The sequence below is a fragment of the Nocardioides seonyuensis genome (assembly GCF_004683965.1).
Taxonomy (GTDB): domain Bacteria; phylum Actinomycetota; class Actinomycetes; order Propionibacteriales; family Nocardioidaceae; genus Nocardioides; species Nocardioides seonyuensis.
Genome location: NZ_CP038436.1, coordinates 1,558,769 through 1,572,347, shown reverse-complemented (window position 1 = coordinate 1,572,347; position 13,579 = coordinate 1,558,769). Strand labels below are relative to the sequence as shown.

The following is a 13,579-nucleotide window of genomic DNA, read 5'->3' as shown; positions in this document are numbered from 1 at the left end:
GCGCAGACCCCGCGACCGTTCGGTAGCGGTCAGGTCTGGGTGCCGAGTGCGAGCGGCAGCACGGCGCCCGCGCCTGCCTCGCGAAGCGCGCGGGCCGCGAGGGTGAGCGTCCACCCCGAGACGACGAGGTCGTCGACCAGCAGCACGCTCGCCGCGGCTGGGACCTCCGCCTGCAGCGCGAAGCGACGGCTGACGGCGGCGACCCGCTGGGCGGAGTTGGCCTGACCGGCGCCGGGCGGGACGTCGGGGTCGACGAGGGCCCACGACCCGGCCACGGGGATCTGCATGACCCGGGCCAGCCCGTCGGCCAGGTCTCGTGTCAGGGCGGGCCGGCGAGCCGACTCGACCGCGACGATGACGTCAGGACGGGCCGACCACGTGGTCGACCAGTCCTTCATCACCGTCAGCAAGGCCTGGGCCAGCCGCGGCGGCACCGGGCCGTCGACGGTGGACTCGCGGAAGAGCTCGCGCAACGCCTGGCCGTGGCCGAGGTCGGTCAGCCGGGCGATGGCGCGACCTTCCTCGGCACCTTCCTTGATCTTGCCGCTCAGGGACAGGCCGAGGCCGGAGAGGGCCGTGGGCCACATCTTGCGCGGCTCGATCGCCACGCCGGGCCGTGCCAGTCGCTCACCAGCCTGGGCGACGGCAGCCTCTGACACCGACGTGGACAGCGACAGCCCGCCACAGTTGTCGCACCGCCCGCAGTCGGCACTCGTCGGGTCGTCGAGCTGGTGGCGGAGGTAGCGCATCCGGCACTCGGTGGTGCGGAGGTAGTCGAGCATCGCCTGCTGCTCGCGCTCCCGGGCCTGGGCGACCCTGGCGTAGCGCTCGGCGTCGTAGGTCCAGGGCTCGCCCGTCGCGACCCAGCCGCCCTGGACGCGGCGCACGGCCCCGTCGACGTCGAGCACCTTGAGCATCGTCTCGAGGCGGTTGCGGCTGAGGTCGACGCTGGTCTCGAGGGCAGGAGTCGACAGCGGGCGGCCGGCGCCGGCCAGCACGTCGAGCGTCGTGCGCACCTGCTCCTCGCCGGGGAAGGCGAGGGAGGCGAAGTAGGCCCAGATGTCGCGGTCCTCGATCTGGGGCAGGAGCACCACGCTCGCCTCGTCGGTGCCACGCCCGGCCCGGCCGACCTGCTGGTAGTAGGCCACCGGCGACTGGGGCGCACCCAGGTTGATGACGAAGCCCAAGGTGGCGTCGAATCCCATCCCCAGCGCGCTGGTGGCGACCAGCGCCTTGATCCGTCCCTCGACCAGGGCCTCCTCGAGGGCCTGTCGCTCGGTGGTCTCGGTCTGGCCGGAGTAGGCCCGGACCTCGTGACCGCGCTCGCGGAGGTAGGCGGCGACCTCCTGGGTCGCCGCGACGGTGAGGCAGTAGATGATGCCGGAGCCCGGCTGTTCGGTGAGGTGGTCGGCGAGCCAGGCCAGGCGCTGCTCGGGGGTCTTGAGCTGCACGACGCCGAGCCGCAGCGACTCACGGTCGAGCGAGCCGCGCAGCACGAGGACGTGGTCTCGTGACGGGCCCGGGGGGCCCTCCTCGACCAGCGAAGTCGACTCGGGCGGAGCGAGCTGCTCGGCCACGTCGGCGGTCACCCGGGCATTGGCGGTGGCGGTGGTGGCGAGCACGGGGATGCCCTCGGGCAGCTCGCCGAGCAGGGTGCGGATGCGGCGGTAGTCGGGGCGGAAGTCGTGACCCCAGTCGGAGATGCAGTGGGCCTCGTCGATGACGAGGAGCCCGGCGGTGGCGGCCAGCCGAGGCAGCACCTCGTCCCGGAAGCCCGGGTTGTTGAGCCGCTCGGGACTCACGAGCAGCACGTCGACCTCGCCGGCTCGGATCGAGTCGTGGATGGGCTGCCACGCCTCGATGTTGGTGGAGTTGATCGTGACGGCTCGGATGCCGGCGCGCTCGGCGGCGGCGATCTGGTTGCGCATCAGCGCCAGCAGGGGCGAGATGATCACCGTCGGCCCGGCTCCCTGGGCTCGCAGCAGCAGGGTCGCCACGAAGTAGACGGCCGACTTGCCCCACCCGGTGCGCTGGACCACCAGCGCCCGGCGCCGGTCGACTGCCAGCGCCTCGATGGCTGACCACTGGTCCTCGCGCAGGACCGCGTCGTCGCGGCCGACCAGCGCCCGCAGGTGCTCCTCGGCAGCGGCACGCGCCTGGTGTCGTACGTCGTCGCTCGCCTGTGGGGTCATGCGCACTGTCTACCAACAGGCGCCGACGACCCGCCGCCGCCATCCACAGGCGGCGGCGGGAAGGACGTGCGGTGGGTTCACAGGGGCGGCGTCCAGGGCGGACGATGCATGTCCATGATCATCTGCAGGGTCTCGGGTGACGTGGGCCGCGCGTGGCGGAAGTCGCCTGCGTAGTAGCCGTTGTGGAGGTGGCGGGGTCGGGGGACGTAGGTGCCCTGCTCGTGCTCGATGGTGCGTGAGGTGCTCATCTCGGTCTCCTCGGTGCGATGGGGTGCTGCGGGACGTCTCCGACGCTAGGAGCGCTCGCGCCGCCGCGCGTCGTCGGAAGGCCGCGTCCTGGGGGGTACCGAGCGGCGAGTCGATGTCCTCCCTTTGGTGGACGCCGTCGGGAACGCACTCGCCGTACGTTGACGGGGTGAGCCGCGCCGGGCCGTTCGCCGCCAGACTTGGCCTCGACCTCCTGGTCGTGGTCACGGCGGTGGTGACCGCGACGACGACCGTGCTGCGTGACGACCTGCTGCACCCGACCGGGCCGCGCTTCGTGCTCGGGGTCATCGGCATCACCGGCGCGGTGCTGGTGCTGCTGGCCCGCCACAGGTTCCCGTTCGCGGCGCCCGCGTGCACGTGGGTCATGTGCTCCGCCCTGTCCTTCCTCGACGGGCAGCTGATCGTCAACGGGGGCGCCATCCTCATCGCGGGGATGGGTGCCGCGGTGCTCCTCGGCAGCCACCGCAACGCGGCGCTGTCCCGCCTGGGGCTGGTGATCGTGCTGACCGGCTCGGTGGCGGTCGTGCGCAACGGACCAGACTCCTCGGCCGACGACCTGCTCTCCGTGCCGCTGATGTTCGCGATCGGCTGGTTGGTCGGCTGGGCCCTGCGCGAGAGGACCGAGCGCACCGAGGCCGCCGAGGGCAGGGCCGTCCGTGCCGAGCGGGAGCGCGAGGCCGCGGCCAGGATCGCCGTCGCCGAGGAGCGCGGCCGGATCGCCCGCGAGCTCCACGACGTGGTCGCCCACGCCGTGAGCGTGATCGTGCTCCAGGTCGGAGCCGTACGCCACCGCCTGCCCGAGGACGCCGAGGCGGAGCGTGAGGCCCTGCGAAACGTGGAGGAGGCCGGACGTACGGCGCTCGCCGAGATGCGCCGACTCCTCACCGCCATGCGCGAGGAGGGGGACGAGGCCGAGCTGCTGCCGCGTCCCGGACTGGGCGACCTCGCCCGCCTCGTGCACGACGTCGACGCCGCGGGACTGAGGGTCGACGTGCACGTGCGCGGCGAGCCGGTGCCGCTGCCCCCAGGGCTCGACCTGTCGGCCTACCGCATCGTCCAGGAGGGACTCACCAACAGCCTGCGGCACTCCGGCGCTGGACGGGCCGAGGTGACGGTGGACTACGCACCCGACGAGCTGCTGCTCGAGGTCCGGGACCACGGAGCCGGGGACCCGGGAGCCAGCGGTGGCCACGGCCACGGTCTCGTGGGCATCCGCGAACGGGTCAAGCTCTTCGGCGGCGAGATGTCGGCCGGGCCCGCCCCCGGAGGCGGCTTCCTCGTCCGCGCCCGCCTGCCGCGGGAGGTCGAGCGGCCATGACGATCCGCGTGCTCGTGGTGGACGACCAGGCCATGGTCCGCGCCGGGTTCCGGATGCTGCTGTCCGACGAGCCCGGCATCGAGGTCGTGGCGGAGGCCGCCACGGGCCGGGAGGCCGTGGCACACGCGGCCCGCCTGCACCCGGACGTGATCCTGATGGACATCCGGATGCCCGAGCTCGACGGTCTGGAGGCGACGCGGCGCATCCTCGCCACCGACAGCGACGCCCGGGTGCTGATCCTGACGACCTTCGACCTCGACGACTACGTGTTCGAGGCACTGCGCGCCGGCGCGAGCGGCTTCGTGCTGAAGGACGACCCGCCCGAGCAGCTGCTGGCAGCCGTGCGGACGGTCGCGTCCGGCGAGGCGCTGCTCTCCCCGACGGTCACCCGGCGGGTGATCCGCCACTTCGCCGGCACCCGCCACCAGGCGCCGCCCCCCGGGATCGCCGACCTGACCTCCAGGGAGCTCGAGGTCTTCGAGCTGATCACCCGAGGGCTCTCCAACGCCGAGATCGGCGAGGAGCTGTTCATCAGCGACACGACGGTCAAGACACACGTCACCCGCCTGCTGCAGAAGCTGGGGCTGCGCGACCGTGCCCAGGCGATCGTCCTCGCCTACCAGTCCGGGCTCTTCCAGCACGAGGCCTGAGCAGCCCCCTGCCCGACCAGGGTCCTACTTCCGGAGGACCGGCCTCCTCGCTTGGTCGCAGCGGGCTCGCGACCTCTCGACGACGCGCGCCCGCGGCGCCGTACCTAGCGTCGAGAACCAGTCATCACCCACGAAAGGAGTCCTCGTGATCACCATCGAGAACCTCACCAAGAAGTACGGCCACAACCTCGTCGTCGACGACGTCAGCTTCGTGGCCGAGCCGGGCCGTGTCACCGGTTTCCTCGGTCCCAACGGCGCGGGGAAGTCCACCACCATGCGGATGGTCGTCGGCCTGACGAAGCCGACCTCGGGCACGACGACCGTGGCCGGACGTTCCTTCCGCGACCTGCCGAACCCCGGGCGTGAGGTCGGCGTCATGCTCGACGCATCGGCCCAGCACGCCGGCCGTACCGGCCGGGAGATCCTCACGATCGCCCAACGCACCATGGGGGTGCCGGCCGGACGCGTCGAGGAGATGCTCGAGCTGGTCAGCCTCACCGGCGACGAGCCGGACCGCCGGGTGGGCAACTACTCCCTCGGGATGCGGCAACGCCTCGGGATCGCCGCTGCCCTGATCGGCAACCCGGGTGCGCTCATCCTCGACGAGCCGGCGAACGGTCTCGACCCCGCGGGGATCCGCTGGATGCGCGACCTGCTCCGCGACTTCGCCGACCGTGGCGGCGCCGTCCTGCTCTCCTCGCACCTCCTTCGTGAGGTGGAGGTCATCGCGGACGACATCGTGATGATCGGCGCGGGTCGAACCGTGTGCCAGGGGAGCAAGGCCGACCTGCTGCGGGGAGTGGGCAGCGTCGTGCGGGCAGAGGACCCACGGGTGCTGCTCGGGGCCCTGCAGGCGACCGGGGCCGACACCACCCTCCTCCATGACGGCGTCATCAGCACCGACGCCGACCCGGCCGACGTGGGACGGGTTGCCCTCCGGGCCGGGGTCGTCGTCACGGACCTGCGTCCCACCGACAGTGGCCTCGAGGACATGTTCCTCCAGCTCACCGCCGACACCCAGCGAGACAACAAGCGACACACCAAGAGTGAGAGGAGAGCAGCATGACCACCACGGCCACCCTCGTCCGAGACGTGCAGGCAGTGCGCGTGGCGCCCGTCCCCCTGGGACGTGTCGTCCGCGTGGAGCTTCGCAAGATGTTCGACACCCGATCGGGGTTCTGGCTGATGGCCAGCATCGTGATCTTCGCCTTGCTGACCATGATCGGGGTGGTCCTCTTCGCGCCCGACGAGGACCTGACCTTCTACACGTTCGCCAAGGCTCTCGGCTTCCCCATGACGCTCGTGCTGCCGATGATCGCGGCGCTCTCCATCACCGGGGAGTGGAGCCAGCGCACCGGGCTGTCCACGTTCACGATGGTCCCCGACCGCAGCCGGGTCCTGCTGGCCAAGACCATCTCCTCGGTGGTCGTCGGCGTCGTCGCGATGTTCTTCGCCCTCGCCGTCGGTGTGGTCGGGAACCTGGTGGGTACGGCGATCGCCGGCACCGACCTGGTCTGGGACGTCTCGGCCGTCGAGGTCTTCAACATCGTGCTGGGCAGCCTGCTGTGCCTGCTCACCGGCACGATGCTGGGAATGGTCTTCCGGAGCTCGGCCGGCGCGCTGGTGGCGTACCTCGTGCTCGCCCTGGTGCTCCCGGCCATCGCCGGGATCCTGAGCGCCAGCGAGCCTGGGTTCGTCGACATCCAGCCGTGGGTGGACGCGAACTGGGCGCGGTCGTTCCTCTTCGAGGGGACGCCGAGCGCGGAGCAGTGGGCACAGATCGGGGTGACCACCTCGTTCTGGCTCGTGCTGCCGGCCCTGCTCGGGCTGAGGCTCGTCCTGCGGTCCGAGGTCAAGTAGTCCCGAACGCGCCAGTGGCCCTGCCGTGTCCACGGCAGGGCCACTGGTGTGCGAGACCACGGCCGCACCGCCGGGGGGAGCGACGGTGCGGCCGTGAGAGGGAGGGCGCGGGTCAGCGGAGCCGGACCACCCGCTTGGGGGAGACCGAGGCGGCCACGGTGGACGAGCCTCGGAACTGCGCGACGAGCACGTGCTTGCCCTTGCGCAGCCGGGGGAGCTTGATGACCACCCGGCCGTTGTCGGTCGCCTTGAGCGTCGCCTTGGCCAGGGTGCGGCCCTTGTCCTTGACGATCACGCCGCCCACCGGAGCGGCACCCGAGGTGACCGTGATGGTGGCCTTGCCCTTGCCGGCCTTGGTGATCTTCCACTTCGCCGACGTGCTCGACGCCGCCTGGCCCGCGGCCGAGCCGGGGGCAGGGGCCGGTGCCGGGGTGGTGCCGGGGGTCGGCGTGGTGCCGGGACCGGGCACCGGGTTCGTCGTCGGCGGCGTGGTCGGCGGCGGCGTGCTGCCGTCGGTCGCGAAGAGCCCGACGAACGGCGTGACGTACCACCGGTCGCCACCGTGGCCGTTGGTCAGGAAGGCGACCTGGAAGTGGTCACCGGACTGGCTGATCGGGCACGGTGCGTCCCCGTCGATGCGCGACTGGCACTGGGGCTGCTGGGTGGCCGGGCCCTTGAGCTCGCGGGTGGCACGCACCGGGAACTGGAACTCCAGGATCTCGCCCTGCCTGAGCTTGAAGGGGGTCTCGTCGGCGTTGCCGATCATGATCCCGCCGTTCTGTCCGTTGGGGTCGGCGCTGATCGGGTCCTCGGTGAGGACTTGCTCACCCGGCTTGCTGATGTCCCAACGGACCTCGCCCTCGGCGAACTCGATCCCGTCGGGGACCATGATCTCGGGGATGATGTTGGTGCCGCTGCTGCACGGCATTCCGACGAGCCCGGCATAGCCGCGCAGCCAGAACACCTCACCGACCTTCGGCACTGCGCCGGTCGGCGACATCCAGCCGACGTTGGCGCTCACGCCGGTCGTCACCTGGCCGGTAGCGCAGCTGACCATCTGGTCCTCGTACTGGAACCCGTCGTTCCAGGTGCCCGCACTGGCGCTTGCGCCTCCGGGTGCGAGCAGGCCTGCGACGATGGCGGTCATCGCGGTCAGGGCCAGGGGGAGCTTCTTCATGGCGGTGCCTTTCGTGGTGTCTTGCGAGTGGTGATGGTTGGAGTGATGGGTCGATCTGTCAGGGGAGTGGTGGGACGTCCTCGGGGAGGTCGAGCCAGTCGTCCCAGGTGAGGTCGCGCCCGACGTAGCGGGGCCGGGCCAGGGGCCACTCGGCGGCGACCCAGGTGGGCACGAAGGTCGCGAGAAGTGCCTCCAACTCGCTGCCGACCAGTGCGTCGACGACCCACCAGGAGATGTCGGCATCGGCGCCGGTCTTGGGCGTCGGGTCCAGGTGCACGCACCCGAGCAGCGCCGTCTCGTCGCGGTCGAACAGGCCGTAGTCGAAGGACTCGTGGGCCGCGATCTCGGCCTCGGCCCGGGTGAGCTCCACGAGCTCCTGCTCCCGGGTGAGGCCCGCCGGCGGCCAGCCCCAGGCGCGGCCGTAGATCGACCACAGCCGGACCCGGGAGGACGATACGGCGGCGGTGGCAAGATCCAGGTCGGTCGCCCGGAGGGGCCGCAGGTGGTGGTCCCGGCCCATCGGGACGTGGACGGGGTGCGACCACTCCTCGGGGAGCCAGGTGATGACGTCGGTGCTCATGGCGACAACGTTCGCCGGGCGGTCTTGCGGGTCGCCTGCGGCTGGCTGCGATGCTGCGGCTGGTTGCGGGCTCGGCGGGATCAGGCCTGCGGCTGGCCGGTGGCGAGGGCGACCACGCCCTCGATGGTCAGGGCGCGGCCGCGGGCGACCACGTCGTCGTACGACGGACCGAGCTCGGCGCGCGCCCTGCCCAGGGCGTCGGCCAGCAGCTGCTCGTCCGGCTGGTAGTAGCCGTAGATGTTGGCGCCCACGGTCTCGCGCAGGCGGCCCGCGGCGCCGTGGAGCATCAGGACGTGCTCGTGGCGACCCTCCTGGGACTCGACCACGGCGAGCGCCTCGAGGAAGTAGGCGAGGTTGGCCATGTCGCCGGTCTCGAGGCTCAGCCCGACGCCCTCGTGGAGCTGCGTCCTGGCAGTCGCCAGGTCACCGAGGGAGAGCGCGACCTGGACCGAGGTGAACAGGGCGATGTAGATGCCCGGCGGGTCGTCACGGCGCCGGGCTGCCTCGAGGGCGCCCTCGAGGAGTGGGACGGCTGCCTCCGGAGAGCCCTGCAGCAGGCGGACGGTGCCGAGCCACACGTGGGCGAGCGTCCACAGCCACTCGCCGGCCAGGTCGACGCTCTCGCACAGCTCGATGGTCGCCACGAAGCGCTCCTCGGCCTCGACCAGGTGATCCTCGGCCAACGCGATCAGCCCCTCGCCGGCGACGTTGTGGGCCTCGCCCTCCTGGTCGCCGATGCTCCGTCCCAGCGTGGCCCCGCGGCACCAGTGGCGGGCCAGCACGGTGTCACCCTGCGCGAAGGCCATCGCGCCCATCACCGCGTGGGCCCGGACCGCGACGGGACCGCTGGGGTCCAGGTCGAGGCACCCCTGGGCCAGGCGGCGTCCCACGATCAGGTGGCCGCGCAGCCACCAGTAGAGCCACATCGCCCACACCATGCGCCCGGCAAGATCGCCCTCGCCGGCGTCGAGCGCCCACTCGGCGGCCGCGACGTGGTTGGCGTGCTCGCGCTGGGTCACCGCGAGGGCCGCGCGGGTGCTGCCCATGCTCCGGTAGGAGGTGGCGGACTCCTCGGCCAGCTCCAGGAAGTGCTGCAGGTGGGCGTTGCGGACGGCTCGCTCCTCGTCACCGACGAGGCACGAGGCGGCGAACTGGCTGACCGGCTCGAGCATCCGGAACCTCACCACCTCGGGGTTGTCGTGGTCGCGGAGCACCAGCGAGTGAGCCACCAGGGACTCCAGGAGCCCGAAGACGTCGAGGTGCTCGTCGGGAAAGGCGGCCGTCTGCACGGCCTCGACGGCGTCGAGGGTGAAGCCGTCGGCGAAGACGGCCAGGAGCCGGAAGAGCCGCTGCTCGTCGGGCTCCAGCAGCTGGTAGCTCCAGTCGAGCGCTGCCCTCATCGTGCGCTGGCGCGCGGGCAGGTCACGGGCGCCGGAGGCCGCCATCACCTGGTCGATGCGCTCGAGGATGTCAGCGGGCCGCAGCAGGTGGGCGCGGGCAGCCGCGAGCTCCAGTGCCAGCGGGATGCCCGCGAGCCGACGACAGATGCCGGCCACGGCCGCGGCGTTGGTGTCGTCGAGCGCGAACCCCGGCTCCACGAGCCCGGCACGCTCCACGAACAGCGCGGCCGCGGCGGAGTCCGAGACGACCCCAGGGTCGGCGTCCTCGGTGCCCGGGAGTGCGAGAGGCGCGAGCTGGTAGTGCAGCTCTCCGCGCACCTGCAGGCTGGTCCGGCTCGTGGCGAGCACGGTCAATCGCGGACACATGGCCACCAGCTGGGCCAGCGAGGCAGAGGCGCCGAGGACGTGCTCGAAGTTGTCGAGCACCAGCAGCACCCGACGTGTCCGGAGCTGTTGGACGACAGCGTCGAGCGGGTCGAGGCCCTCGACTCCGCTCAGCCCGGCCGCGCGACCGATCGCCGGGAGCACCAGGTCGGGGTCGGCGAGCGGGACCAGGGAGACGATCATGACGCCGTCGGGGAACGCCTCCCGCGAGGCCTGCGCGACGGCATAGGCCAGCCGCGTCTTGCCGACACCTCCCACGCCGGTGACCGTGACCAGTCGTTGCGGGGAGGCGGTGAGGAGGTCGCGGAGGTACTCCACGTCGTGCTCGCGACCGACCAGGTCGTCGGCGGGGACCACGATCTCGGAGTGCCAGGGCGACGCGGCGGGCTGAGGGTGGTCCGCGGCCACGCCGGACCGCGGCGTCGGGGCCGGCGCCTCGGCGGGCGTGGCCAGGAGGTCCTCGTCCTGTTCGAGGATCCGCTGGTGGAGCTCCTGCAGCGGCGGAGCCGGGTCGATCCCCAGCTCGTCGGCCAGCAGCTCGCGCACCTGGGCGAAGACCTCCAGGGCCTCGGCCTGTCGGCCCGAGCGGTAGAGCGCCAGCATCTGCTGGCGACGGAACGCCTCCCGCAGGGGCTGCTCGCCCACCAGGGCCGGGAGCCGCTCGAGCGCCGCCCCGGTCTTGCCCAGACGCAGCTCGACGTCGACCATCAGCTCGCACGCTGCGAGCCGCTGGCCCTCGAGCCGCGCCGCCTCGACCTCGGCGAACGGCAGCGAGATGTCGCCGTACGCCGGTCCGCGCCACAGCGCGAGCGCCTCCTCGAGGTCGGTGTGCGCGTCGGCGAGGTCGCCGGCGGCGTACGACGACCGCGCGCGAGCGAGGAGGTCGGCGAAGACGAGCGCGTCCACGGCACCGTCGGCCTCGAGGCGGTAGCCGGGCGAGGCCGTGGCGATCCGGACGCCTTCGCCGGCCGCCTCGAGCCGCCCCCGCAGCCGCGAGATGACGGCGTGCAGGTTGGAGGTGCTCGCGCCACGGCGCGCATCCCCCCACACCCGCTCGAGGAGCGCGTCGCTGGAGACGACCCGGCCGACGTCCACCACGAGTGCGGCCAGCACCTCGCGGTGGCGTGGCGAGCCGACGTCGACGACGCCACCGTCGCCACGGACCTGCAGCGGTCCCAGGACCTCGATCACTCCGCTCCCCCTCATTCTGCCGGGGAGGAGCCTAGGCGTGCTCGCGCCCGGGCGCAGTGCTATTCGGCCGGATCGCGGCGCGTCGCCGGGACGAAGGAGGCGCCCGTCAGCAGCGGGACGACGTCGCTGACATCCACCGCACCCGCCACGGCGACATCGTCCTGGAACCCGGCCGCGGCGAGCTCGACCGCGCTCGCCACCTCGCTGAGGTCATCGGGGAGGCGCGCCGCCCGGAACGCGTGCTCCGCCACCCGCGCCTCGGGGCTGAGCCCCTCGATGCCGTGGTCGACCAGGCCGGCGAGCACCGCGCCGGCGCCCCACAGGTCTTCTACGGCGGGTCGCAGGGTGTCGTCGGGCCACCGCTCGCCGGCAGGTACGACGGCCACACTGGCGCCGGCGGCCACCCGCGCGGCGAGCCACCGCGCCACCGCACCGGCGTTGCGGAGGCTGGCACCCAGGACGGTGGCCCCGGCCTCGGCGAGCCCGAAGGCGATCGTCGAGCCGTTGGGGCTCGGCAGCACGAGGCGCTCGATCCCCTCGGCGGCCGCGATGCTGGCGGGGGACAGCGAGATGTGACGGGCGTCGGCCCGGCCCAGCGCCTCGAAGCGCCCCACCGCGAGCGTCGCGCCGTGTCGTACGGCGTGCTCGGCGGCGCGGGCGTCCTTCCACGAGAAGGGGAAGACCTCGATCCCCGCCTCGAGCGCCACGGTCAGCGTGGTCGTGAACGACAGGACGTCGACCACGACTGCGTAGTCGGAGCCGATCGCTGCCGCGCCGGTGGGTCCCCACTCACAGCGCACACGGTGGCGCGCCTGGTCGTGCCCCGGCCTGGCGTCGATCGTCACGTGGGTCAGGAGCCGGCTCAGTCGCGGCTGGCGGGGACGACGACGACCGGGACGGGCGAGTTGCGCACGACCTGGTCGGCGGTGGAGCCGAACCCCAGGCCCCGGAAGCCACCGGCGCCGCGCGCACCGACCACGAGCATGTCGGCCCCGTGGGCGGCCTCGAGCAGCCTGTGCGAGGACTGCCCGCGGGCGGCGTGCAGCTCGACCTCGCACTCCGTCGGCAGGTCCAGCGCGTCGATGTCGTGGGCGAGTGCGGCGAGGACGGCCTTCTCGAAGTCCTCGGGCGGCGGGACGTAGCCGAGCTCCATCGTCTCGGGCTTCGGTGCCGTGGTCAGGCTCCACGCACGCAGGACGTGCAGGGGATGGCCGAGCCGGACGGCAAGGTCGGCTGCCCACGCCACGGCCCGACCCGACGCGGCGGACCCGTCGTGGCCCACCAGTATCCCGCCGTCGATCACCACTGAGCTGCGCTCCGTCATGACCTCAGCCTAGCGAGGCGGGCGTGCTCCGAGAGGGGCCGAAGGTCCCGGTGCTCGGCGGCACGAGGCCGCCCCGCCCGGGCACGCCGAGAGTTACCGAACAGTCCGGGGGTCTCAGGCCTGGTTCGACCCTGCGACTGTTCGGTAAGTGCCGAAGGACTTCCTGGAATCAACCAGAGAGCTGCTCAGGCGGGTGCTCCCAGAGCATCGCGGTGGCCTCTCGCGCGCACAGCCACGCGTCGAGGTCGAAGGTCTCCGGCGCCAGCCGCCAACGCCGAGGTCCTGGCCTACGCGACTGCGCCCGACGTCGTACGGCGACGAGGCGGGCCGCGAGAGCCAACGGGTCCAACGCCTGGTGACCCGTCGCCCGGGTCACCTCGAACCCGGCCTGACGCAGGGCTTCCTCCTTGGTGATGTCCCGTGCCTGGCGTCGCCCGTCCCGGTGGTCCGCACCGTCCACCTCGATGGCGGCCTCCATGCCGGCCTCGACGAGGTCGACCTCGCCGATGCGCCGGCCCTGCCCGTCGATGACCACGCGGTTGACCATCAACCGTGACCAACCGGCGTCCTCCTCGGCGACGGTGCGCACGCGGACCTCCATGGGCGACCGGGCACGCCCCCGAGCCCTCGGCAGGGCCCACATCACCACCGCCGACCGCCTGGCAGAGCGATGCGTGCTCGCGTAGGCGGTGAGCCGCTCGAGGGAGGTGATCCGCCCGGCGAGCGCGGACTCCAGCACCACCAAGGCCTCGCGCTCGCCGTGACGACGCATCTCGTCGAACACGGCTCGCTCGGGACGCGTGACCCTCACGCCGTACCGCGTCCACACCTCCCACTCGGGCAGCCGCTCGAAGGACACGGCGATCCCGGCGTGTCGTCGTACGCCCCCGCGAGGGCCTACGGCAACGCCCACGGGCAGCCTCGAGACGCCGTCGGTGCCGAGGCCGTCGAACCAGGCGGCTCCGTGGAGGAGGCAGGACGCCCATCCGGTGACGGCGGCGTGGGGAGGCAGCCGCGCGGACTCCTCGACGATGCGCTGCTGGGCAGGGCCACGATCAGTGCCGACGGGGACGTAGAGGCCACAGGCCGTCCTCACCCATCGGCCGCCACGAGCCTGGTCTGGAGTCAGCCCCTCGCCGACGCGTCGAGGGTGGACCACCCGCACGCGCGGCGCGATCGGGTCCCAACGATGGCGAGGCACCGACCCAGCGTCGCGGAGTCAGGGCGTCTGCTGCT

12 protein-coding genes are annotated in these 13,579 nt (G+C 72.5%); 4 read left to right on the top strand and 8 right to left on the bottom strand.

Translation table 11 applies throughout. The annotated features are described in order from the left end of the window. Nucleotides 1–29: 29 nt before the first annotated feature. Both EXE58_RS07705 and EXE58_RS19475 read right to left on the bottom strand, forming a co-directional pair. A complete protein-coding gene (locus tag EXE58_RS07705; RefSeq protein ID WP_135267342.1) occupies nt 30–2,192 on the bottom strand; it encodes a RecQ family ATP-dependent DNA helicase in 2,163 nt (720 codons plus the stop codon). A gap of 77 nt (nt 2,193–2,269) precedes the next feature. Further along, entirely contained in the window at nt 2,270–2,440 is a 171-nt protein-coding gene (locus EXE58_RS19475; RefSeq protein WP_167288745.1) for a hypothetical protein, read from the bottom strand. A 167-nt stretch (nt 2,441–2,607) separates the two neighbouring features. Here EXE58_RS19475 and EXE58_RS07700 point away from each other — a divergent pair, with 167 nt between their 5' ends. The 4 genes from EXE58_RS07700 to EXE58_RS07685 all read left to right on the top strand — a co-directional run bounded on the left by EXE58_RS07700 (nt 2,608) and on the right by EXE58_RS07685 (nt 6,287). Next, complete coding sequence (locus tag EXE58_RS07700) at nt 2,608–3,777, top strand: sensor histidine kinase (RefSeq protein ID WP_244242473.1); 1,170 nt, start codon at nt 2,608–2,610, stop codon at nt 3,775–3,777. Next, entirely contained in the window at nt 3,774–4,427 is a 654-nt protein-coding gene (locus EXE58_RS07695) for a response regulator (RefSeq protein ID WP_135267340.1), read from the top strand. Before EXE58_RS07700 ends, EXE58_RS07695 begins: the two co-directional genes overlap by 4 nt. A 145-nt stretch (nt 4,428–4,572) precedes the next feature. Beyond that, nucleotides 4,573–5,493: an ABC transporter ATP-binding protein gene (locus EXE58_RS07690; protein ID WP_135267339.1), complete on the top strand. Its 921-nt coding sequence runs from the start codon at nt 4,573–4,575 to the stop codon at nt 5,491–5,493. Beyond that, nucleotides 5,490–6,287, top strand: coding sequence for an ABC-2 transporter permease (locus tag EXE58_RS07685; protein WP_135267338.1), 798 nt, complete (start codon nt 5,490–5,492; stop codon nt 6,285–6,287). The genes EXE58_RS07690 and EXE58_RS07685 overlap by 4 nt, the downstream gene beginning before the upstream one ends. Nucleotides 6,288–6,399: 112 nt before the next feature. Here EXE58_RS07685 and EXE58_RS07680 read toward each other — a convergent pair whose 3' ends face one another. From EXE58_RS07680 to EXE58_RS07655, 6 genes are all read right to left on the bottom strand, one after another. Then, the gene (locus EXE58_RS07680; protein ID WP_135267337.1) at nt 6,400–7,464 is read right to left on the bottom strand and encodes an Ig-like domain-containing protein; all 1,065 of its coding nucleotides are present in this window, start codon (nt 7,462–7,464) and stop codon (nt 6,400–6,402) included. A 58-nt stretch (nt 7,465–7,522) separates the two neighbouring features. Continuing rightward, a complete protein-coding gene (locus EXE58_RS07675) occupies nt 7,523–8,044 on the bottom strand; it encodes a GNAT family N-acetyltransferase (RefSeq protein ID WP_208544168.1) in 522 nt (173 codons plus the stop codon). An 80-nt stretch (nt 8,045–8,124) separates the two neighbouring features. After that, nucleotides 8,125–11,019: an AfsR/SARP family transcriptional regulator gene (locus EXE58_RS07670; RefSeq protein WP_167288743.1), complete on the bottom strand. Its 2,895-nt coding sequence runs from the start codon at nt 11,017–11,019 to the stop codon at nt 8,125–8,127. Between the two features lie 59 nt (nt 11,020–11,078). Then, nucleotides 11,079–11,864: a 2-phosphosulfolactate phosphatase gene (locus tag EXE58_RS07665; protein WP_244242472.1), complete on the bottom strand. Its 786-nt coding sequence runs from the start codon at nt 11,862–11,864 to the stop codon at nt 11,079–11,081. A 17-nt stretch (nt 11,865–11,881) separates the two neighbouring features. Then, nucleotides 11,882–12,343, bottom strand: a complete 462-nt coding sequence (locus EXE58_RS07660; protein ID WP_135267335.1) for a universal stress protein — start codon at nt 12,341–12,343, stop codon at nt 11,882–11,884. A 169-nt stretch (nt 12,344–12,512) separates the two neighbouring features. Beyond that, a complete protein-coding gene (locus EXE58_RS07655) occupies nt 12,513–13,544 on the bottom strand; it encodes a hypothetical protein (protein WP_135267334.1) in 1,032 nt (343 codons plus the stop codon). Nucleotides 13,545–13,579 lie beyond the last annotated feature (35 nt).